Source organism: Aquirufa nivalisilvae (assembly GCF_003143535.1).
GTDB lineage: Bacteria > Bacteroidota > Bacteroidia > Cytophagales > Spirosomataceae > Aquirufa > Aquirufa nivalisilvae.
Window position 1 is genome coordinate 3,059,602 of record NZ_CP029346.1, and the last position, 20,921, is coordinate 3,080,522.

22 protein-coding genes are annotated in these 20,921 nt (G+C 36.6%); 10 read left to right on the plus strand and 12 right to left on the minus strand.

Annotated elements, in window-relative coordinates; genetic code table 11:
* Positions 1-33: 33 nt before the first annotated feature.
* Positions 34-909, minus strand: a complete 876-nt coding sequence (locus HME7025_RS13070) for a DMT family transporter (protein ID WP_109324741.1) — start codon at positions 907-909, stop codon at positions 34-36.
* 203 nt (positions 910-1,112) lie between these two features.
* Between HME7025_RS13070 and HME7025_RS13075 the strand changes: the two genes are divergently transcribed.
* Entirely contained in the window at positions 1,113-2,315 is a 1,203-nt protein-coding gene (locus tag HME7025_RS13075) for a multidrug effflux MFS transporter (RefSeq protein WP_109324742.1), read from the plus strand.
* A gap of 26 nt (positions 2,316-2,341) precedes the next feature.
* Here the strand turns inward: HME7025_RS13075 and HME7025_RS13080 are convergent, their stop codons facing one another.
* Positions 2,342-3,022, minus strand: coding sequence for a TetR/AcrR family transcriptional regulator (locus HME7025_RS13080; RefSeq protein WP_109324755.1), 681 nt, complete (start codon positions 3,020-3,022; stop codon positions 2,342-2,344).
* 127 nt (positions 3,023-3,149) lie between these two features.
* Between HME7025_RS13080 and HME7025_RS13085 the strand changes: the two genes are divergently transcribed.
* Genes HME7025_RS13085 through HME7025_RS13095 form a run of 3 tightly spaced genes read left to right on the plus strand, consistent with a single transcriptional unit; the run spans position 3,150 to position 7,468 of the window.
* Entirely contained in the window at positions 3,150-4,778 is a 1,629-nt protein-coding gene (locus tag HME7025_RS13085) for a peptidase domain-containing ABC transporter (RefSeq protein WP_226998240.1), read from the plus strand.
* A 1-nt stretch (position 4,779) separates the two neighbouring features.
* The gene (locus HME7025_RS13090; RefSeq protein ID WP_109324759.1) at positions 4,780-6,093 is read left to right on the plus strand and encodes an HlyD family secretion protein; all 1,314 of its coding nucleotides are present in this window, start codon (positions 4,780-4,782) and stop codon (positions 6,091-6,093) included.
* Positions 6,083-7,468: a TolC family protein gene (locus HME7025_RS13095; RefSeq protein ID WP_109324764.1), complete on the plus strand. Its 1,386-nt coding sequence runs from the start codon at positions 6,083-6,085 to the stop codon at positions 7,466-7,468. Before HME7025_RS13090 ends, HME7025_RS13095 begins: the two co-directional genes overlap by 11 nt.
* A gap of 49 nt (positions 7,469-7,517) precedes the next feature.
* Here HME7025_RS13095 and HME7025_RS13100 read toward each other — a convergent pair whose 3' ends face one another.
* From HME7025_RS13100 to HME7025_RS13110, 3 genes are all read right to left on the minus strand, one after another.
* Positions 7,518-7,724 (minus strand): helix-turn-helix domain-containing protein, encoded by a 207-nt coding sequence (locus HME7025_RS13100; RefSeq protein ID WP_109324765.1) that lies wholly within the window; start codon positions 7,722-7,724, stop codon positions 7,518-7,520.
* 2 nt (positions 7,725-7,726) lie between these two features.
* Positions 7,727-8,239 (minus strand): DUF2975 domain-containing protein, encoded by a 513-nt coding sequence (locus HME7025_RS13105; protein WP_109324766.1) that lies wholly within the window; start codon positions 8,237-8,239, stop codon positions 7,727-7,729.
* Between the two features lie 116 nt (positions 8,240-8,355).
* Positions 8,356-8,589 carry a toxin-antitoxin system YwqK family antitoxin gene (locus HME7025_RS13110; protein ID WP_226998241.1) on the minus strand — a complete coding sequence of 78 codons (234 nt, stop codon included), beginning with the start codon at positions 8,587-8,589 and terminating at the stop codon, positions 8,356-8,358.
* A gap of 57 nt (positions 8,590-8,646) precedes the next feature.
* Between HME7025_RS13110 and HME7025_RS13115 the strand changes: the two genes are divergently transcribed.
* Positions 8,647-10,821 (plus strand): TonB-dependent receptor, encoded by a 2,175-nt coding sequence (locus tag HME7025_RS13115; protein WP_109324767.1) that lies wholly within the window; start codon positions 8,647-8,649, stop codon positions 10,819-10,821.
* A 5-nt stretch (positions 10,822-10,826) separates the two neighbouring features.
* Here the strand turns inward: HME7025_RS13115 and HME7025_RS13120 are convergent, their stop codons facing one another.
* From HME7025_RS13120 to HME7025_RS13135, 4 genes are read right to left on the minus strand one after another with little or no spacing between them, the layout of a single operon-like run.
* A complete protein-coding gene (locus HME7025_RS13120; protein ID WP_109324769.1) occupies positions 10,827-11,948 on the minus strand; it encodes a DUF1624 domain-containing protein in 1,122 nt (373 codons plus the stop codon).
* Complete coding sequence (locus tag HME7025_RS13125; protein ID WP_109324772.1) at positions 11,945-12,241, minus strand: antibiotic biosynthesis monooxygenase family protein; 297 nt, start codon at positions 12,239-12,241, stop codon at positions 11,945-11,947. Before HME7025_RS13125 ends, HME7025_RS13120 begins: the two co-directional genes overlap by 4 nt.
* A gap of 18 nt (positions 12,242-12,259) precedes the next feature.
* Positions 12,260-12,838 (minus strand): O-methyltransferase, encoded by a 579-nt coding sequence (locus tag HME7025_RS13130; protein ID WP_109324779.1) that lies wholly within the window; start codon positions 12,836-12,838, stop codon positions 12,260-12,262.
* Positions 12,839-12,874: 36 nt separating this feature from the next.
* Positions 12,875-13,225 (minus strand): nuclear transport factor 2 family protein, encoded by a 351-nt coding sequence (locus tag HME7025_RS13135; RefSeq protein WP_226998242.1) that lies wholly within the window; start codon positions 13,223-13,225, stop codon positions 12,875-12,877.
* Positions 13,226-13,345: 120 nt separating this feature from the next.
* On the opposite strand from HME7025_RS13135, the gene HME7025_RS13140 reads away from it, so the two are divergent.
* Positions 13,346-13,753 (plus strand): Rrf2 family transcriptional regulator, encoded by a 408-nt coding sequence (locus HME7025_RS13140; RefSeq protein WP_109324792.1) that lies wholly within the window; start codon positions 13,346-13,348, stop codon positions 13,751-13,753.
* Between the two features lie 54 nt (positions 13,754-13,807).
* Positions 13,808-14,458: an NAD(P)-dependent oxidoreductase gene (locus HME7025_RS13145; protein WP_109324793.1), complete on the plus strand. Its 651-nt coding sequence runs from the start codon at positions 13,808-13,810 to the stop codon at positions 14,456-14,458.
* A 67-nt stretch (positions 14,459-14,525) separates the two neighbouring features.
* Here HME7025_RS13145 and HME7025_RS13150 read toward each other — a convergent pair whose 3' ends face one another.
* Together HME7025_RS13150 and HME7025_RS13155 are read right to left on the minus strand one after the other, a co-directional pair.
* Complete coding sequence (locus HME7025_RS13150; protein ID WP_109324794.1) at positions 14,526-15,521, minus strand: outer membrane beta-barrel protein; 996 nt, start codon at positions 15,519-15,521, stop codon at positions 14,526-14,528.
* A gap of 64 nt (positions 15,522-15,585) precedes the next feature.
* Complete coding sequence (locus tag HME7025_RS13155; protein ID WP_109325484.1) at positions 15,586-17,007, minus strand: amidohydrolase family protein; 1,422 nt, start codon at positions 17,005-17,007, stop codon at positions 15,586-15,588.
* A gap of 116 nt (positions 17,008-17,123) precedes the next feature.
* Here HME7025_RS13155 and HME7025_RS13160 point away from each other — a divergent pair, with 116 nt between their 5' ends.
* Entirely contained in the window at positions 17,124-17,522 is a 399-nt protein-coding gene (locus tag HME7025_RS13160) for a DUF1801 domain-containing protein (protein WP_109324795.1), read from the plus strand.
* Here the strand turns inward: HME7025_RS13160 and HME7025_RS13165 are convergent.
* Complete coding sequence (locus tag HME7025_RS13165) at positions 17,519-18,154, minus strand: peptidoglycan DD-metalloendopeptidase family protein (protein WP_109324796.1); 636 nt, start codon at positions 18,152-18,154, stop codon at positions 17,519-17,521. The genes HME7025_RS13160 and HME7025_RS13165 overlap by 4 nt on opposite strands.
* 182 nt (positions 18,155-18,336) lie before the next feature.
* Here HME7025_RS13165 and HME7025_RS13170 point away from each other — a divergent pair, with 182 nt between their 5' ends.
* Together HME7025_RS13170 and HME7025_RS13175 are read left to right on the plus strand one after the other, a co-directional pair.
* Positions 18,337-19,449, plus strand: coding sequence for an MBL fold metallo-hydrolase (locus HME7025_RS13170; RefSeq protein WP_226998243.1), 1,113 nt, complete (start codon positions 18,337-18,339; stop codon positions 19,447-19,449).
* 181 nt (positions 19,450-19,630) lie between these two features.
* The gene (locus HME7025_RS13175; protein ID WP_109324798.1) at positions 19,631-20,878 is read left to right on the plus strand and encodes a DUF4153 domain-containing protein; all 1,248 of its coding nucleotides are present in this window, start codon (positions 19,631-19,633) and stop codon (positions 20,876-20,878) included.
* Positions 20,879-20,921 lie beyond the last annotated feature (43 nt).

The window sequence follows — 20,921 nt, forward strand, 5'->3', positions numbered from 1 at the left end:
ATGCAATTTTATGAAAGGTATAAAAAAATCAAACTAGTTGGACGAAACAGGCGCTTGTTTTTTGCCTACATACAATCCCACAATAACAATAACCGTTCCAATAATTGTATATGCTGAAATGGATTCCCCACTAAATAAATAGGCATATATATATCCAAAAACGGGGCAAAGGAACATCCATAAAGAAGCTGAAATTGGGTCTTGGTCAATTAAATAAAACCATAACCATAAGGCTGCAATGGAGACAGGGAAAATAAGCCAAGCAACAGAAAGTAGGAAACGAAGATCAAAATTGGCAGAACTAAATGATGCAAAAAAGGCGGTAAAGGGTAATAAAAATATTCCCCCTAACAAAACCTGCCAGCCATTAATAACAAATGAATTTAACTTCCATTCAGTCCGAACATAATATACCGTAGCAGCAGAAACGGTAATAATCCCGCCAATTAAAATCAACAAGCCCTTCCACACCGTTGGCTCTAATGTTAACTGTGGAAAAGAGGCCACGAGGATTCCACTAAGGCCTAAAATCAAACTTCCTACTTCCTTTACTTGAGGCTTTCTTTGTAAGAGTAAAGCCGACAACATCGTGATAAAAATGGGGTTGGTGGCCGTGGCTAAACTGCCTATTCCTGGACTTACGAATTTAATGGCCATAACGAATGCTCCTAGGTAAATGGTCGAATTAAAAAGCCCAAAAAAGGATAATTGCCTCAGCTCTTTCCAGCTTGGTTTTATCCGATGCTGCGGTTGAAATAACAAGGATATCAATAAAATGAAAATCCCAGCAATGATTAATCGAACATTAGCTAAAATAAAGGGATGAACAGATAGTATACCCATTTTAGTAGCAACAGCTGCAGACGACCACAACATGGCAAATAATAGGCCGAATACGATGTTTTTCATGAAATCAAACCTAGATAAATAATAGTATGTGGATAAGTCAACAAAAGCAGCTTCGCAAAAAGAAAGTTGAATTAATAAGAAAATCGATTTACTCGTGCATCAAACAAAGAAAACAAATCTTCTTTTAAAATAAACTATTGAAAACCATATTTTGGGATTAATTTTGCGTCCCGTTCCCCAAAATTGTAAAACTTACCTACCACATGTCCAAACAGGCAAATCGAACCAAAATCATTTTAATACTTGGTATTTTATCTGCGATAGGCCCCTTGTCGATTGATATGTATTTGCCTGCATTTAAGAATATGGCTGCCGCATTACATTGTTCTCAAGAACAAATGGGCTATACTTTATCCAGTTTCTTTTTTGGTATTTGTTTGGGTCAATTAGTCAATGGTCCTCTCTTGGATCATTTTGGAAGAAAAAATGTCCTATACATTGGCCTTATTATTTATGTCATTAGCTCATTTGGGTCGGCTTTTTCCTTTACAGTTGAGCAACTCATTGTTTGGCGTTTCTTTCAAGCCATTGGTGGAAGTATCGGAATGGTCGCTCCTAACGCCATTATCAGGGAAACATTTAAAGAAGCTGAAAGACCTAAAATTCTTTCTCTCATGATGCTTATTTTAGGCGTTTCTCCCATTTTAGCTCCTTCTTTGGGAAGCTTACTTTTAACGATTACCGATTGGAATATCATCTTTGTATTACTAGGAATCATCACACTTTTGATCTTATTCTTAATCAAGAGTTGGTTACCTGAAAAAATCAATAAACACCCGAAAGGTCCCTTTAAAGTAAAAAGCATTCTGACTTCTTACGTTGCCCTACTTCCTGAAAAACAATTCTTAACTTTTGCTATTTCAGGAGCAATAGGATCTGGATGTATCTTCACCTTTGTCTCTGGAGCCCCCCTCACTTTTTTGAATTTTTACCATGCCGATGAAAAACAATTTGGATGGATATTTGCCATGGTAGCCTCAGGGATAATTGGCGCAAGCCAGTTTAACCATTGGGTCTTAAAACGCTTTAGCAGCCAACAAGTCCTTTCCTTCATTTTACCTCTCCAATTACTTCTTGCCATCACACTTGCCGTTTTATCTAAATTTGGATTGATCAATATTCAAATCAACATCTTATTACTGTTTTTGATTTTGGCTTGCCAAGGATTAGTTTTCCCAAATATCATTAGTTTAGCTTTACAACCTTTCCATGAAGGGGCAGGTGCCGCTTCCGCTATGATGGGAGCATTGCAAATGGCTTGGGGGTCTATATGCGCGACCATACTTGGGCTCCTTTTTGATGGAACACCTTTCACCATGGCTATCATTATGGTTTTCTGCGCACTAAGTGCCAATTTTATCCTTTTTGTGATTGGCAAAAAATACTTTCAGCCTGTTCAAGAATAATCGATTTTATCTGAAATTACAGCAGCTTATTGGGGTTTATTCAACAAAGTAAATACCAAATCCTTCAAGTATTTTTCAACAAAAACTTGCTTATTTTCTGAACCACAATCAGTCAATTTGGGCAAATACATGCTAAAAAACAGTTGGGAATGAGACGTCTCTATGAGCGTACTGCTCAAGGAATGTGGGTATAAATAATGTGGATCATAAGCTTGTATCAAGTTGGAAATACGCTCACATAAATCCTTGTAAGGCTTAAAAACTTCATGCTGATTGATCTCTTTTACCTCTTTTACCAAGTACACTTTACTACTCTCTGAAATAACAATTTGATGTAAATAATTCTTATTGTAATCCGTCTGCCCAGCACTTTCAGGCAATTCTCTCGTTAGCAGTTCCACCAATTTTTCCAATTTCGATTTAGAACTTTGCACAGGTTCCAACTGAAACAATACAAGGTATTCCATGTAGGACCAATACCAATTTAGAATGTATAAAAGCAATCGGTGCTTGTTTTCAAAATAACGATATATCGTCGCCTCTGTCGTATTCATTTCCGTAGCAAGCTTTTTGAACGTAAAATGTTCAAAACCCAATTGAAAAATTAAATCAATGGAATGCTTGACCATTTGCTTTCCCAGTTCCGTACCCTCGGGATCTCGCAAATAGATTTTGTCATTGACCTTAAAACTTAATGAATAGTCCATGTTCGTTAAAATATTACACAAACATAAATGATAGAAAAGCTATCTCAAAATAATTTTTTATTTTATTTGTAATAGTATTACTATTATTTAAAAAAGTATTTTAATTTTGTTCCAGAAATATACAACTATGATAAAAAGGAATCCGATCGACCGAATTAGTAAGCTGGTAGTAGATCATAAAAAAGAGATTACTTCCATTTATTTGTTTTCCATCGTGAGTGGCTTAGTCAATTTAAGCCTCCCTCTGGGAGTGCAGTCCATTATTGGCTTAGTCATGGGTGCCACCATGGTTACCTCCATCTACATTCTGATATTCTTCATTGTTTTGGGTGTGTTTTTGGTGGGACTTCTTCAAATCAATCAAATGAAAATCATTGAGGCCATTCAACAAAAAATATTCACGCAATACTCCTATGACTTTGCTTTAAAGATTCCCAAAATGGATTTGATGAAAAATGACCAATATTTCATTCCAGAAAAAGTCTCTCGATTCTTTGATATTGTCAACATCCAAAAAGGCTTCGCCAAGTTATTATTGGACATTCCCATGGCAAGCGTACAAATTCTATTTGGAACCGTTTTATTGTCCTTGTACCATCCATTTTTCATTGTTTTTAGCTTGGCACTATTACTTATGCTTGTATTTATCTTGTACGTGACAAGTCAAGTTGGAATACAATCCAGTATAGAAGAATCCAATTACAAATATGGTGTGGCTAATTTTTTCAGTGAAATTGGTAGAACGCTAAAATCTTTCAAGTTCAGTCAAGGCTCATCATTGAATATCCAAAAAACGGATAAAAATGTCAGCCAATACCTTTTAGCAAGAACCAAACACTTTCATATTTTACTTTTCCAATACAAAACCCTTGTTACGTTTAAAGTTGTACTGACCATCATCACGCTATCTTTAGGTGCCTATTTATTGATTAACCAACAGTTAAACTTAGGTGAATTCATTGCTGCTGAAATTGTGATTTTGATGGTCATCGGGGCCGTGGAAAAACTCATCACAAGCTTAGACAGCGCTTACGATGTCATCACAGGCCTAGAGAAAATTGCTAGTGTTATTGAAAGCCCGATGGAAACGTCTGGGCAATTGGAACTTTCATCGGTGAACGGCTTAGAAATAGAGCTAAAGCAGATGAGTTTCCAGTTTGAATCAGGTAATCCCATTTTAGAAGACCTTTCCTTTCAAATAAAATCTGGTGAAAAAGTTGCCATTTTAGGACAAGAAGGTTCAGGGAAATCCATGTTACTACGATTATTAACAGGGAATTATCAAAGCTTCAAAGGCTCCATTTTAATCAATCAAATTCCCATTCAAAATTATAGTTTAGCTAGCCTAAGAAAACACACAGGTGTCTTATTGCACGGACAAGAAATTTTTGGTGGGACAGTCTGGGAAAACATCAGCTTAGGTCAAAATGAAATTAGTCCTGAATTAATCATGGAAACAGCCCAAAAACTGGGTTTTGAGAGTTTTATTGCTCATTTTCCAAAAGGCTTTGACCATTACATAGAGCCCATTGGCAAAAAAACACCTCAAACCATCATCAAAAAAATACTCTTGCTTCGTGCTATTTGTGGGTCTAAAAAATTACTGCTTTTAGAAGAACCATGGAATGGACTAGACCTACCAAGTGCTCAACGCTTAAAAAGCTATTTACTAAATCCAGAAAATCAAGCTACTACCATCATTGTGTCGAATGACCCAGCATATGTCAGTGCTTCCGACCAACAAATCAATTTGTAATATGGAAAATTTCAAGTCATTTCAATTCATCTATCAACAAGGGAAAAGTACCGAAATCAGATTTTGGATCATGGGTCTTTTACTGATTGGATTTGGAATCATCTTCCTTCCTTGGACACAAAATATTCAAACCAAAGGAAATATCACCAGCTTATATCAAGAACAAAAACCTCAGAAAATCTATAGCCCCATTGCTGGAAAAATTACCAATTGGTGGGTGAAGGAAGGGGATATTGTTCAGCAGGGAGACACCTTGGTTAAAATAAGTGAGATTAAGGAAGATTATTTAGACCCTAATTTAATTGCTCGTACCCAAGACCAATTAAATGCAAAAAAAGGATCCTTGGATTACTACATCCAAAAAGTACAAGCTACTGAAGCGCAAATAGCGAATTTGAAACAATCCAAAACTTTAAAGAAAAGTCAATTAGCCAATAAGTTGATTCAGCTTCAACAAAAAATCAATGCCGAAAAAGCAGAGCTACAAGCGAGTGCAAATGAACAAAGCTTAGCGAAAGATCAATTGGAAAGATACCAACAGATGTACAAAGAAGGTCTGATCTCGCAAACTCAGTTTCAACAGCGAAATGTTACTGCACAAAATGCCTTAGCCAAAAAAATCATGTCTGAAAATAAAGTAAATCAGACCATTCAAGAAATCAATAACACACAGATAGAACTAAAAAGTGTGGATCAAGAATATGATGAAAAAATCAATAAGGCAGACAGTGAACGATTGCAGAGTTTGGGGCAAATTGAGGCCAATAAAGGTGAAGTAGCCAAGCTAGCCAACCAAGTCACCAATTATTCCATTAGAAATGGCATGTACTATATTTTAGCACCACAAAGTGGACAAGTAGTACAATCAAAAAAAACAGGAATTGGTGAAATCATCAAAGATGGGGAAGAGCTCTTGAGTATTGTTCCTCAAAATGAAAATTATGCTGTTGAGGTATTTGTAAGACCTGTGGATTTGCCTTTGATCTCGCCTGGACAATCCATCCGTTTCATTTTTGATGGTTTCCCAGCCATCGTTTTTTCAGGTGGTTGGCCTGAACAGAGTTTTGGGACCTTTGCAGGAAAGGTGCTATTTGTGGAGAATGCCATCAATGCCAATGGCCTATTTAGAGTCATTGTTCAAGAAGACTCCCGATTCAAAAAATGGCCCAAGCAAATTAAAATAGGCGCTGGAGTTAAAGGTATTATCTTACTGAACGACGTTCCACTTTGGTATGAATTATGGAGAAACATCAACGGATTCCCTCCTGATTTTTACCAGGCTAAATTAGATAAAAGCAACACCTATGAAAAGTAATATTCTTTGGTTTTTACTAGTGGCCCATATGTCCTGGGCGCAAACCAAAACCTTACATCCAGAAGCGTATTTAAAAATTGTAGAAAAATACCATCCTGTAGCTCGTCAGGCACAAATTGGTATCCGCAAATCCAATGCACAAATCTTGGAAGCTCGAGGTGCATTTGACCCAATCTTGCGTCATTACATCTCCAGTAAAACCTTGGATGGAACCAGTTATTATCAATATAATGCTCCAGAACTAAGTATTCCCACTTGGTATGGAATCGAAGTCAATACGGGGGTAGAAAACTTACAAGGAGACCGACTCGATCCAAGTCAGACTACAGGACAGACTAGCTATATAGGAGTTCAAATTCCTCTGGCGAAAAACCTATTGATGGATAAACGAAGAGCTGCCTTGCAACAAGCCAAATTGATGAATCAAATGGCTTTTGCTGAGCAAAGAGTTGTATTAAATCAATTATTCCTAGATGCCATGGAAGCATATTGGCATTGGTTAAAATGTTTTCAAGCATTAAAAATTACGGGGCAGAACTTAGACGCTGCTAAAAGGCGTGTGGAGTTTGTCAAAAGAAGTGTGGAGCTTGGCGATCGACCTGCTATGGATACCTTGGAAGCCAGTACACAATTCATGTACTTGGACAATCAGAACCTAACCAAAATGGTCGATTTTGAAAATGCTACTCTACAATTATCCGCATTTCTTTGGCAAGAAAATAATGCTCCTTCCAGTTTAAGTCGAGAGATCATTCCTGCCGAAGTATGGACCGATATGAGTCTATTTTCCAATTTTGATTTAAGCCTTCCTTCCATTTTGGAAAAAGTTGATTCCTTTCACCCAGAATTACAAGCGTATCAATTTAAAATTGAAAGCCTGAATGTGGAAAAAAAATTAAAGTTTCAAAGTTTATTGCCCAAAATAGACCTTCAATATAACCACTTAATGAAGGATAAATCCACCACGAATTCGGGAGCCTTATTTGCCAATAATTATCGCTACGGAATCAAATTGGATTTACCCTTGCGCCTATCCTCTGGTAGAGGAGAATATCAATCAGCAAAGTTGAAAATGGAAGAAGCGAGCATTCAACTTTCCCAGAAAAAACAACAGATTCAAATAAAAATAAATAGTTATTTCAATCAATTTCAGAATCTCAAAAAACAGATTCAGACACAAGAAAAAGCCGTTTCGAGTTACATGGCTTTAACGAAAGCCGAAGAGTCTAAGTTTTCTCAAGGGGAATCTTCCTTGTTTTTGATTAATAGCCGAGAAATTAAGGCCCTGGAGGCGGCAGAGAAGCTACTAGATCTAAAAGCTTATCTATTCAAAACAGTATATGCTTTGCAAGCAAGTGCAGGTTTACTGATATAAACACAAAAAGGCAAGGAAATTCCTTGCCTTTTCTAATCAACCATTTTTGTTAAGATGCTTGATATTCTAAAATATCTGCGGGTTGACATTCGAGCGCTTGGCATATAGCTTCCAAGGTACTAAAACGAATAGCTTTCGCCTTTCCTGTCTTTAATATGGAAAGATTGGATAAGGTTAAATCAACCTTCTCGGACAACTCATTCAAAGACATCTTTCTTTTTGCCATCATGACATCTAGGTTTACGACAATAGGCATAGTTATACAGTTAAATCGTTTTCTGCTTGAATCTCCACTCCTTTTTTAAATATCTGTGCAAATAAAAAGATCAGGCCGGAAAGAAAAAGAGCCTCACCTCCATTCCAATCCATATTAGGCAATTCCATCAACTCTTGGTAAATCGAAGCTCCTAAGGATAGTACCCAAAGCACTAATATCATCAAACTGATTTTTTCCATTAACTGTGCAACTTCCATATCGAATGGACTTTTCAAATTGATTTTGCTTAATACTTGAATGACCAATTGGGCTACATAGGCTTTGATTGCCAAAAGACCCGTTGTAATCCCTACAAATAGTGAATAGTTTACAAAACTATCGTGCATCAAATCATATAAGTTTAATCCTTGATACAGATCTTTGGCCACTTGCTGATTAAATAAACTTAAGATATAAGTGAAAATGATGGCTCCGCATTTTATCGAAATGCCAATGTAAGCAATCCAAGAAAGCACATTCAAGGTTGCTAAAATACTTGCTGTTTTCGTTTTCATCAATTTTTGCGTTTAATTGTTATGCAAATTTTAATGATTATTTATTGATAAACAATAAATTTAGAATATTTTTCAATAAATTTTTATTGATGATAACGAATTCGACATCTTTTCAATCATTTCATTTGAGTCACCTTATACACTTTCCCTTGTTTATCATAGGTGGTCCATTCTCCAGATTGCTTTCCTTGGTTGAAATAACCAGATCGTAAAATCGTTCCGTCCTTGCGATACCATTCCCAATAACCTGTGTAAATGCCATTGACGTGGTGACCTTTTGCCCAAAGAGATCCATCTCGATGAAATAGTTGAAATTCCTCTTCCATGTTTGCTTCTAAATATGAATTCATTTACTCCCTCATAAATTGTGATAATATCTCTATTTTTGTCGAACTATTTTGCCTGTGATGAAATTTATAAAAATCGTTCTTATTCTACTACTTTACAACCAATTAGCACAAGGTCAAAAATCCTTGCAGCTCATTATCAAAGATGAGAATAGTCGTCCTTTAGTCAATACCACCATTAAATTATCTTGGAAAAATGCCTCCCAAATGCAAATTGCGGACCTCAATGGCATCGCTATTTTCCAATCAATACCTGATAGTATCGTTAAAGTAGACATTAGCCACATTGGATATCAGGCATTTCAGCAAATAGTTCCGCTAACAAAATCCATCAATCAATTAGAGATTTCTCTGAATCCTTCACAGGAGGAATTGGAAGAAGTCGTGGTCTCTTCTACCCGAAGTTCTAGAACCATACATGATATTCCTACCCGAATAGAATTCATCGGAGGGGAGGAAATCAATGAGAAAAGCAATATGAAGTCTGGAGACATTCGCATGCTTTTAAGTGAAAGTACGGGTATCCAAGTTCAACAAACCTCTGCGACCTCCGCTAATGCATCGATTCGAATTCAAGGATTGGACGGTCGATATACGCAATTGCTAAAAGATGGATTTCCTTTGTATTCTGGAGCTGCTAGTGGATTGGGGCTTTTACAAATTCCACCATTGGATTTAAAACAAGTTGAAATCATCAAAGGATCAGCTTCTACCTTATATGGTGGAGGCGCTATTGCTGGTTTAGTCAATTTAATTTCTAAAAATCCCACGGAAGAAAGAGATTTTAAAATTCATATCAACACTACATCTGCCAAAGGATTTGATTTTAATACCTATTATGCCAAAAGAAATCAAAAAATAGGAACAACTATTTTTGCCTCTCTTAATAGAAACTCTCCATATGACCCTGGGAATATTGATTTATCTGCCATTCCTGAATTCCAACGCTTTACCTTAAACCCCAAAATATACCTGTACCCTTCGGATAATAATAAACTCATTTTGGGTTTAAATATGTCCTATGAAAATAGATTAGGAGGCGATATTCATTACATTAATGGTTTAATAGAAACAGGTCACCTGTATTTTGAATCAAATAAAACCAAGCGAATATCTTCTCAATTCACTTGGGAACACAAATTTTCCCCCAACAAACTCCTTACCTTTAAAAATAGTATCAGCTATTTTAATCGAAAAATAAGTGTGCCTGATTACCGCTATGATGGAACACAATACTCTACTTTCTCCGAGTTATCATTTGCTCATTATCAAGAAAAAAGTGAATGGGTTCTGGGTGCCAATGCCTGGACGGATGTCTTTGATGAAATCCGTTTTAGCTCATTTCCATTGAGAAATTACACTCAAGGAACTGTTGGATTATTTGCACAAAACTCCACTAAAATTTGGCCATGGCTGCATATTGAAACTGGATTAAGAGGTGATTACGTCTATGACTATGGCTGGCAGTTTTTACCAAGGGCCTCCGCTCTCATCAACTTTTCTGAAAAATTTAGCTCTCGAATTGGAGGAGGATTTGGCTATAAAACTCCAACTATTTTTACCGAGGAAAGCGAGAGAATTCAATACCAAAACGTTCTACCCATCAATAAGAAAATGAATGTCGTAGAAAATAGTAAAGGTATTAACCTCGATTTCAACTATAAAACGAGCATCGGGGAAGATATTCAAATCAGCGCCAATCATCTATTCTTTTATACCCTATTAGAAAATCCACTTTTGATGGAATCAAGAGAAAATGGACAAAAAGAATTTTTAGTGAATTCCAAAGGCCATATCGACTCCAAAGGAACGGAAACGAATGTAAAAATTGCCTATCAAGATTTTCATCTTTTTCTAGGATATACCTATACTAACACGCAATTACACCTAAGAAATATCTTTGAGGAAAAGCCTTTGACTCCACGTCATAAATTCAATTCTGTTCTCATGTATGAACTAGAAAAGAAATGGAAAATTGGCTTGGAAGCCTATTACTTTAGTCCACAAATATTAAGCGACGGAGCCACGGGAAAAGACTATTGGCTCACCGGATTTATGGTCGAAAAGTTTTGGAATAAACTATCCATTTATATCAATTTTGAAAATTTTCTAGATGTCCGCCAAACCAAATTTGACACCATTTATACAGGGACAAAATCAAACCCAACTTTCCGAGACATCTATGCCCCATTGGATGGTTTCATGATTAATGGTGGGATTAAACTAAAACTATAATATCCTTAGTGATTCTTTCTACTTTGCTGCCATTGGTAATAATACCGGCAAAGTGGATAATAGAGTAAAGCCACCAAAAACCAAACAATATAAACTTGGGAAAGACTCAAACCAATAAATTTTTTAGGTCTACTTAATTGAAATCCGAATTCTAAATCGGCGATATGAAAGCCTTGATTGAAAATCAAAGCCAACAAAATCAGGTGAAGAACAAACCAGTGGCTGACAAAAAAGAATAAGGGTACTCGCCCAAAAGAACTGACTATTTCTGTCCCCTTTTTTCCGACATATTGACTTACACTCAGCAGTAAAAACATGATGCCTAAAGTCAATGATGTAAAACTAATGCTTGGAGGATATTTTGATACATTAAAAAAGGACATACATTGTTTCGTCCATGATCCATCTATTTGCCATGGGGCATCTCCACCCAGATTAAAATATCGAACAACTAAAAAAAGGAAACATAACCTAAGACCTAATTTCCAAAAATCAGCCGTCGTTTTCTCCAAAAAATAATGCCCTAAAGAATAGCCCAACAGGCATATTCCAAGCCATGAAATAGGTGGATAACCTACCACCAACAAGGTGCCATTTGGCAAAGGGAATGCATTTGGACTAATTAAAAATGAGAGAGGTTTTAGCCATGTTGGTTGAATTTGCAACAACACCTGTTGGAGCAAGATAATACCTAATGCCAACCAAAAAATTTGCTTCGTTGATAGACGATTAATTAGTCCAATCATCACCATCGAAAAACCAATGGCACTTAGTACGTCGATTAGAATAAGCCCAAAATGTATATCAAAAAATAAGCCTAGATTGACCACTACCAAATCCAACAAGATGAGCCAAGCGCCTCTAAGAATCATGCGCTGACTAAATTGTTTTTTATTCTCGGACCTTTGAAATACCAGATATGCCGAACTACCTGCCAGAAATACAAAAATAGGAGCGCAAAGATGAGTGATAATTCTGGTGTAAAATACCGCAGGAGTCGTTACTGCTAAATCTGTGGGGGATTGATCAATGGAATGAATGTGAAACAAATCCCTCACATGATCCAATAACATGAGAATCACGACAATACCTCTTAAAAAATCAATGGATTCAAGTCTTTTAATCATGTCAATATTATTTCTTGATAATGCTCAACAACAGGAAATGGGTCATAATAATGATGTAACAATTCCCTCCACTGTTCATATTGTGGAGATTGTCGAAAGCCAACTGTATGATCTTCCAATTTTTGCCAATGAGCAACTAAAATGTATTTGTTTTCCTGTTCCATGCATTTCAAAAGGGAATGCGAATGATAACCAGGGATGGATCGAATGTATTGACTAGCCAATTTAAAATCTGCTTCAAATGACTTTGCTTGTCCCTTTCTAACCTGCAATACAGCTACTTCAACAATCATCGTAATTCCCCTTTTTTCTTAATTCTTTACTGCTATCATTAGTCCAGTAGACCAAACTAATTTGGTCACATTGAGGTCTTTCCTATTTTCTAATTCTTGAATCAATTTGGCGGCTTTTTCACTGTGGCCAACTGGCCAGTTAGCTTGCTCAATCATGTCATCAATCACATAAATTCCTCCTGGGTTTAGCATGTTCAACACCTCATCTAACAATAAGTATTTACCATGCCAAGTATCCGCAAAAATAAAATCATATCGATGGGAAAGATGAGACATTACCCAGTCTTCTCCATCAGAATTGACCAACTCCAGTCTTGAATCTGAGCCCAAATATTCTCTCGCAATAGATAAAAAAGCGTCATCATTGTCAATGGAAGTCAAGGTAGATTTCTGATCCATTCCATCTAACATCCAAGAAGTAGATAGACCTGTTCCAGTTCCCAATTCAAGAAAATTAGAGGCCGGTTTGGAAGCTGCCAAAGTTCTTAACAATGACCCTGTCAAAACATCAGATGCCATACTAAAACCCGATACTCGGGTCTTTTCTTGAATGTCTAGGTAAGCTGGAGGTAAATTAATCCCTTTATTTTCATCCATAATTTCATGTTAAAAGCAAAAAGCATGTGCATAAATCTAGGCACCAGATTGCTGATTCATAAAAGATAATTTATCCCAATAGCCCCTTTGATAGGCAATTTGTCCATTTTCAATCCAAAAAAATCCACAACCTCTCAGGCCTTTAGGATCCTTCCATTCTAACATGCCTACATTGCCATCTTGAAATATATTCTCGACGATACAAACCATTTCAAATTGCTCAAATTCACTTCGAAACATCGCACGAATGGCCTCTCGGCCTTGAACAATTCCGTTAGGTGTTTGATGATTGATACAATCTTCCGTATACAATGCCGCCAATCCATCAGCATCATATTGATTAAATAACTCAACCCATCTACCTAGTATTTCCTTTGGTTGCATCATAAAGAAGTTCAAATTATATGCCTTTCAAGATTATCAATTTTGCCTGAATTAAAAATAAAATGCAGAAAAATTGACAAGCTAAATTTTAATTCTTAATATTGTAACCTTATTTATTACAGTATGATTTCAGGTAAGTTTGCTATTTCTCTGCATATTTTAACGTTGTTGACAAAATTCCAACATGAGTATTTGTCATCTGATTTTATTGCCAGCAGTTTAAACTTACACCCCGTACTGGTAAGAAAGGAAATAATTAATTTAAAAAACCATCAGCTAGTCGTTAGTAAAGAAGGCAAGAATGGTGGTACCATGTTAGCCAAAGCCCCTTCTCAAATCAACCTAGATCAAGTATTAAAAATTACCTTGGAAAAGGTTTCTTTTGGATATTCCAAAAATCACCCAAACCCCAATTGCCCTATCGGAAAAAAAATAAATACCCAATTGGACATGTTATATACTAACTTAAATAATCAAATCTCGAGTCAACTAATGACCTTAACTTTAGAACAGTTTTCTAAAGATTTTTAACCCTTTTTTTTATACATTACTGTAACTTTTATTATTACATTAAATTTTATCATCATGAAAATCGCTCTAATCGGATCAACAGGATTTGTAGGCAAAGCCCTACTACATGAACTTGTCAATAGACAACACGAAGTAGTTGCCATTGCTAGAAACCCTCAACTCTCCCATGAGAATCCACTTATTACTTGGAAGCAAGTAGACATTTCACAAGTGGATGAACTGGCACATGCTTTACAAGGTGTTGACGTAGTCATTAATAGTTTTAATGCAGGATGGACCAATCCCAACTTGTATCACGACTTCATTGAAGGCTCTAAGAAAATTCAAGAGGCCGTGAAAATAGCTGGCCTGAAACGTTTTATCACCATCGGCGGTGCTGGAAGTTTATACATTGCCCCAGGAGTACAACTAGTAGATACGCCAGAATTCCCTCAAGAATATTATGCTGGTGCAACAGCCGCTAGAGATTATTTGACTTACCTAAAAAATGAAAAAGAATTAGATTGGGCATTTATTAGTCCGGCCATAGAAATGCATCCTGGTATTCAAACAGGCAGAACGGGTCAATATAGATTAGGCTTAGAAAACCCTGTATTCGATTCCAATCAACGAAGTATCTTATCGGTAGAAGATTTAGCTGTTGTCATCGTTGATGAAGCCGAGCAAGCTAAACATCACCAAGTAAGGTTTACTGCAGCCTATTAAAATAGGTCTTGGATTCAGGTGGTACAATACTTGAATCCAAGATTTAAATTGCTTGAAAAGTTTAAGTCTATTTCCCCAAAACGACTCCAATAATATATTCTGGCGAATGTATGTTTGATGTCTCGTTTGACGAATGATAAACCTTCCATTCTGCCCGAAATAGCATCTTGGGAAATAAACTGAAGTCGGCATTGATAGATGCCGATTGAACGAATGAGTCTGGAGCCAAAATAATGGACTTTCGGTCAGAAAACTGCTCGATTCGGCCTGCAAATTTCCATTTATTGCTCAGTTTAACTTGCATCATCAATGCTTCTCCGTGCCAAAATTCATTTTGGAAACCTAAGTCTGAGATGAGCACTGTCTTGACCTTTTTTGACAAAGGTATTACCCAATAAAAATCATGGAATAGCCGAAGCCCGTTTCCCTCATTTCCTATAAACCCACTTGAATTCCATATCCAAGAGTTAGCAGCAACATAGGTAATTTGAGTTCCTAAAGCTGGCCTAAAATCTTGAATATGTTGCCAGCCTCTAAGCGCAAGAATCGAATATGTCCATGCCTGATTTGGTTTATAAGAAATACTTAATCCAGACTCATAATATGGTGAGTTTTCAGCAACAAAGCTTCTGGAAAGAGTCCAGTTCTCTGCATTTTTGGCCGATTCAAAACCTATATGTGATGGAAATATTCCAGCCAAGATAGACCATTTTTTTGCCATTTGATAGGATAGATTCATCTCAAAAATATTCCTCCAGATCTTTCCCTCATTGGCTAAATTCCGAGAAGAGTAAGAGCCCAACATACCCGACATCTGCACATTTAATGGCCCCTTTTTGATGCTTAATCCCAATATCCCTAAGTTCAAATCCCATTGATTCGCCTTGGCATGATTGAAGAAAAAGGATTCTTTTTCGTGAGCAGTTTTCTGGATTGGGTCTATCAAATAATAGCCTTCTGCATAACCATATAATTGAAAAACAGATTTACTCGTTGAATCTGGTTGACCAAAAAGCGGAAAGGAAAAACAAAGAAATAGTAGTACTTTCTTCAATTGACACATTTCAATTCTATGATCTTTGTAAAATAATTCCAGTTACCAATAATTTGAACAGCTATTAAACCAATTAAGGGATTCTCGCCTCAAATTCCTTAAATCTTTTCTCTAAATCTTGTCGCAATTTCTGCTTGACTTCAGGCTCTTGAATAAAACTGTAATCCAAACTATTAAATACCATTTCCTTGATGTGAGCATAGCTAAAAAACGGATATGATTTAGCCAATAAAACGTATTGTTCCGTTAAGCTGGTGCGCAAAACACCTGCATCATCGGTACTAATTAAAAGTGGAATCTTGAATTGATGATATAATTGAATGGGGTGCTTATCTTCTTTAATTTGTAAAATAAATCGGTTAGAAACCAGATTCATTTCCACGGGTATTTTCTGTTTACTCATGTATCTCAAAAGATCATAACTGTTTTTTTCATAAGGGATATCAACACCATGACCAATCCGATTCGCTTTCGCTGTATGTATCGCCTCTCCAATATGCCATGTTAAACTTTCAGGCGCCACTTGACCCATAGCCAATTCTCCTGCGTGTAAAGAATACTTCACTCGAGGGAATTTCTGATGACAAAACTGAAACATCAACATATGCAATCGATAATCTTTCATAGAATTTTCCCCATGTTCAGGAGCTACCATATTAACACCTGCAATCAATTTGCTTTGGTCTGCCGCCATAAAACTGATGACAATATCCTTGAATAAATCAACCGGATTTTTAAATCTCAGCACATACTTTTGATATCGCATGGTGAAGCGTTCATCATCTATTTTTAGACTATCATGCAACCGCTGAATGAAGCTATTATTCCAAATTATCGCCTGATTCATAGACTCTTTTTGCAATACCTTTGAATAAACGATTTCCAATAAATCCAATACCCCTTGTTTATTTGACAAGTTGGCCAAGCTCCTTAATTCCGAATCATAAGTTGATAAATCCTGAATGTTAACATTCGAATAAACGGGGGAAAACATGGTTTCAATGTAAGACACATTTTCTGCTATGGCCCGATTTTTTAACTCCAACATACCTGGAGCATATTCTTCATTAAGAGCCGGCAAGTATTTATCAAATGATTCAAAAAACAATTGATCCGAAGGATAAAATCCAGGATAATAATCCTTCACTGACCAGCGACGAATTATTTCATTTTTCATCCCAGCCAAGGACCCTTCAGATGATAGCTCAGAAAAGCGTTTCCAATTCGGTTTACCAGCCTGATCTTTAGCTACCGCCTTCGTTTCCAAATTGACATAGTAATCCAATTTAATCGCTTTTTCCAATAAAGGTTCTGCATAAATAGAGCCACTAAAATGGTGATGTAAGTCCCCACCTTTCGGCATTTGAGCCATAAACGCCGTCAATTCTGCCTCATTATTTCTAATTTTCTGCAAATATTGGGCTGCTTTTTGCTCCTGTGCCCGCAGGCAAATGGGAATTGAAAAGAGGAGAATGAAGGCTAATAAATATTTCATGGATTTATATGTGCTCATTTGTTGATTCGAAAGGGTAGCTAAAATTACAGGTAATTGAATACATTTGAACTAGAAATGACTCTAAAAGAATGTCCCTCATTTAATAAATTACGACCATGAACCCTGCCATTCAAGCATTTAATCAGAAGCTTTCTCCACAAGAAGCGGAAATTGGGGATTTTTTAGCCCACTTCATTTCAGAAAAATTACCTGAGGCAAGTGGTAAAATTTGGCATGCTATACCCGTCTGGTTTATCCATGAAAACCCGATTGTGGGATATAGCTCTCTGAAAAGGGGAATTCAATTGTTATTTTGGAGTGGCCAATCTTTTGAGGAAAACCCATTAGAAGCTATTGGTAAGTTTAAAGCAGCAGGAATCTATTTTCAAAACGTACAAGATATTCCAGTCCAAGATCTCACAAATTGGCTTCAAAAATCTAAAACCATTCAATGGGATTATAAAAATTTAGTCAAAAGAAAAGGTGTATTAGAAAGGTTAAATGTCAATTATTAATCTTTCATAAAGAGGGCTGGATTTGGACAATTTTGAGCATAAAAATCCAAATCTCTTTGGGAACAAACACCTGGGTAATCACCCACAAAATTTTGCAAGTCTCGAATCAACTGGAAATGTAAATGAGGTGGCCAACCACCATTTTCAGATGGATTTCCTATATGTGCCATGAGCTGGCCTTGACGTATTTCTTGTCCTGGAATCAGCCCCTCTAAATCATGACTTGAAAGATGTCCGTATAAACTATAGATTTTTTCTCCTCGGATTTGATGAGCTAATAGAATGGTTGGCCCATAGTTACCTGAACCTTCATTCACTTGAAAACTATGAATAATCCCATCCATGGGCGCAAACACTTCCGTGCCTGCCTCCGCCCAAATATCTACCCCTAAATGGATATTCCGATAATCTTGTTGGCCCGTTGCAAAATTCTCATGTGATTCATACATCTTTCGATGCTCTAAATACCCTCCTACCCCATACTTATTAGAGCCCTTTGAATCCTGAATGAATCGACTAAATTTGGCTATATCCTGATAAATTTCTGAATTAAATCTTGGGTTATGTACACTTAAATCTAGGATGGAGGTATTTGAATCTGAAAGCGGGGGCACAAATATGGCTGAAATCATACCGTATTGGGATTAGGATTACCAAGTTGATTCAAGTGAAACAAATATTTCCTACCGAATCAAACTAGTTTTACGAAATTGATGTTAAATGCTCACTGATGCGAAATTTATCCTCTTTCCCTCAGATGAGAAAAGGATTTCGTTCAAAGATTAGACAAAAACATTAAATTGCTCCATAAATTATGAAAAGAAGACGTATGCTAGGCTATCTAGGAATATTATCAAGCATCTCAGTCGGTTCTTGGATTGCCCTCAATAAAGCAGTTTTGGGTACTAACCCAAAAGGTAAAAGGCTACAACGAATTAAAAATTCTCCGAATTATAAAGACGGACAATTTCAAAACTTATCCTACACCCCCACTTTTGCAGAAGAAAATAATAAAATAGGGTCCATGTGGAGGGTGATGACCAGCAAAGATATCCGTACCAAACCTACTGTGGCACTGCCCACCGTAAAAACTGATTTGAAACAAATAAGTCCCAACACAGACTATATGATTTGGTTCGGGCATTCTTCGTATTTACTTCAACTAGAAGGCAAAACCATATTAATTGATCCTGTTTTGAGTGGCTATGCGGCCCCTTTTTCATGGTTAAATGCTTCATTTAAAGGTACCGATCCCTATCCAGCAGAAAGTTTACCCGACATCGATTATTTGCTGATCTCCCATGATCATTATGATCATCTAGACTATGAAACAATCAAAAAAATCCAACCTAAAGTGAAACAGGTGGTGTGTGGATTGGGAGTTGGGGAGCATTTAGAATATTGGGGCTATTCACCAGACATCATTGAAGAATTGGATTGGAATGAATCCATCCAATTGGAAAAAGATTGGAAATTAACGGCCACCCCAGCTCGTCATTTTTCTGGAAGGGGTATACAACGTAATAAAACACTCTGGGTTTCTTTTGTGTTAAAAACTTCCCAACATAATCTATTTCTTGGCGGAGATAGCGGATATGACAGTCACTTTAAAGCCATTGGTGATCAGCATGGGCCATTTGATTTAGCCTTGATAGAACAAGGCCAATATAATTTGGCTTGGAAATACATCCATCTCATGCCTGAGGAGATTTTTACTGTTGCCAAAGAATTGAATGCGAAAAGAATCTTTGCTGGTCATAACTCGAAATTTAAATTAAGCATCCATCCTTGGGATGAACCCTTACAGTTACTCTGGGAAAATAGTAAAAAGCAGGAAATTCCTGTAATTACTCCAAAAATAGGTGAGCTAGTAGACCTGAGAGAAGAAAATCCAACATTCTCTACTTGGTGGAAGGGAATTATATAACAGCATATTGCCGTTTATTGAATAAAATAGCCACTAAACAAAATGTGATGTAATTTTTAAACAATTACCGAGTTATTGTCTCGCTAAGTATTTCCTTAAATGCTTGCCAACAATTGGGTTCTATAAGATAGTATAACGACGAATTATTCCAGTACGTAAACATTTATTTGCCTCAATTATCATGAAAAGCGAGATCATACAAAACCTGAAAAATCCAGAACAGCTGGAAAAATTATACCGCACAAATTCTGCATTATTTAAAAAAGAATTTAATGCCTTGTGGCCAGAATATCATGAGGAAACGAGTTTACAATTTTGGAACCAACGTTTAAATTATACATCGGAACCCATCACATTAGGCAACAAAAATGAATTGTTTGTTATTGCCATTTTAGCTGTTTGCGCAGCCCTCATTTCTCAGATTCCAACATTTTTCGGATTAGATCAAGATACCTTTTTTCAGAGAAATATATCCTTTGTGGTTTTCCCTTTCTTGAGTGCCTATTTCATTTGGAAACAGGCATTTCCAATTTTTAAAATCATGCTCCCCTTAGGTATTTGCCTATTTTCTCTGGTCTACATCAACCTCCTTCCTCATACTTCTCCTTCTGATTCCATTCTACTAGCCTGTATCCATTTACCTCTGATATTATGGTCTATTTGGGCATATGCTTATGTGGGAGAAGGACAGTTTTCCAATACGCAAAAAAGCATTGAGTTTTTGAGATTACATGGCGATTTATTAGTAATGTGTGCCATTATATTGCTTTCTGGAGGATTATTCACCGCTATAGCCTTAGGTCTATTTAATATCATTGGACTAGATATCAAAGAGTTTTATGGGAAATATGTAATTGTTAGCGGACTCTCTGCCACTCCTATTTTGGGCAATTATTTGATTCAAAAAAATCCGAATTTAGTCAAAAACGTTTCTCCCATTATTGCCAAAATCTTTACCCCTGTGGTATTTGTCTTCTTGGTCATATATTTAATTGCTATGGTGTATACAGGGAAAGATCCTTATACCAATCGTGAATTTCTGTTGATCTTCAATGGCCTTTTGGTAGGCGTGATGGCACTCATTTTATTCTCCGTAGCTGAAGCCGAAAAAAGTGAAAGTCCTAGATACCAAACCTGGTTATTATTAGGTTTATCTGCATTGACCATTGTGGTAAATGGCATTGCGCTTTCTGCCATAAGTTTCCGCATTATCGAGTGGGGAATCACACCTAACAGGTTAGCCGTATTAGGTAGTAATTTATTGATTTTTATTCACCTACTGATGGTCGCCAAGTCCTTATTGAAAACTAGTCAAGGTAAATCTGATTTCAATTTAGTGTCTAAAAGTATTGCCCAATACCTCCCTATTTATTCCATTTGGGCTGCTATTGTTTGCTTTATTTTCCCTCTTATTTTCCAGTTTAAATAATCCGAAATCTAGCATAAAAAAGGGCATCCTAATCGGTGCCCTT

What these genes read in the sequence shown, in the direction of transcription:
- HME7025_RS13070 (WP_109324741.1), bottom strand. Translation starts at nt 909, where the DNA reads ATGAAAAACATCGTATTCGGCCTATTATTTGCCATGTTGTGGTCGTCT.
- HME7025_RS13075 (WP_109324742.1), top strand. Translation starts at nt 1,113, where the DNA reads ATGTCCAAACAGGCAAATCGAACCAAAATCATTTTAATACTTGGTATT.
- HME7025_RS13080 (WP_109324755.1), bottom strand. Translation starts at nt 3,022, where the DNA reads ATGGACTATTCATTAAGTTTTAAGGTCAATGACAAAATCTATTTGCGA.
- HME7025_RS13085 (WP_226998240.1), top strand. Translation starts at nt 3,150, where the DNA reads ATGATAAAAAGGAATCCGATCGACCGAATTAGTAAGCTGGTAGTAGAT.
- HME7025_RS13090 (WP_109324759.1), top strand. Translation starts at nt 4,780, where the DNA reads ATGGAAAATTTCAAGTCATTTCAATTCATCTATCAACAAGGGAAAAGT.
- HME7025_RS13095 (WP_109324764.1), top strand. Translation starts at nt 6,083, where the DNA reads ATGAAAAGTAATATTCTTTGGTTTTTACTAGTGGCCCATATGTCCTGG.
- HME7025_RS13100 (WP_109324765.1), bottom strand. Translation starts at nt 7,724, where the DNA reads ATGCCTATTGTCGTAAACCTAGATGTCATGATGGCAAAAAGAAAGATG.
- HME7025_RS13105 (WP_109324766.1), bottom strand. Translation starts at nt 8,239, where the DNA reads ATGAAAACGAAAACAGCAAGTATTTTAGCAACCTTGAATGTGCTTTCT.
- HME7025_RS13110 (WP_226998241.1), bottom strand. Translation starts at nt 8,589, where the DNA reads ATGAATTCATATTTAGAAGCAAACATGGAAGAGGAATTTCAACTATTT.
- HME7025_RS13115 (WP_109324767.1), top strand. Translation starts at nt 8,647, where the DNA reads ATGAAATTTATAAAAATCGTTCTTATTCTACTACTTTACAACCAATTA.
- HME7025_RS13120 (WP_109324769.1), bottom strand. Translation starts at nt 11,948, where the DNA reads ATGATTAAAAGACTTGAATCCATTGATTTTTTAAGAGGTATTGTCGTG.
- HME7025_RS13125 (WP_109324772.1), bottom strand. Translation starts at nt 12,241, where the DNA reads ATGATTGTTGAAGTAGCTGTATTGCAGGTTAGAAAGGGACAAGCAAAG.
- HME7025_RS13130 (WP_109324779.1), bottom strand. Translation starts at nt 12,838, where the DNA reads ATGGATGAAAATAAAGGGATTAATTTACCTCCAGCTTACCTAGACATT.
- HME7025_RS13135 (WP_226998242.1), bottom strand. Translation starts at nt 13,225, where the DNA reads ATGATGCAACCAAAGGAAATACTAGGTAGATGGGTTGAGTTATTTAAT.
- HME7025_RS13140 (WP_109324792.1), top strand. Translation starts at nt 13,346, where the DNA reads ATGATTTCAGGTAAGTTTGCTATTTCTCTGCATATTTTAACGTTGTTG.
- HME7025_RS13145 (WP_109324793.1), top strand. Translation starts at nt 13,808, where the DNA reads ATGAAAATCGCTCTAATCGGATCAACAGGATTTGTAGGCAAAGCCCTA.
- HME7025_RS13150 (WP_109324794.1), bottom strand. Translation starts at nt 15,521, where the DNA reads ATGTGTCAATTGAAGAAAGTACTACTATTTCTTTGTTTTTCCTTTCCG.
- HME7025_RS13155 (WP_109325484.1), bottom strand. Translation starts at nt 17,007, where the DNA reads ATGAAATATTTATTAGCCTTCATTCTCCTCTTTTCAATTCCCATTTGC.
- HME7025_RS13160 (WP_109324795.1), top strand. Translation starts at nt 17,124, where the DNA reads ATGAACCCTGCCATTCAAGCATTTAATCAGAAGCTTTCTCCACAAGAA.
- HME7025_RS13165 (WP_109324796.1), bottom strand. Translation starts at nt 18,154, where the DNA reads ATGATTTCAGCCATATTTGTGCCCCCGCTTTCAGATTCAAATACCTCC.
- HME7025_RS13170 (WP_226998243.1), top strand. Translation starts at nt 18,337, where the DNA reads ATGAAAAGAAGACGTATGCTAGGCTATCTAGGAATATTATCAAGCATC.
- HME7025_RS13175 (WP_109324798.1), top strand. Translation starts at nt 19,631, where the DNA reads ATGAAAAGCGAGATCATACAAAACCTGAAAAATCCAGAACAGCTGGAA.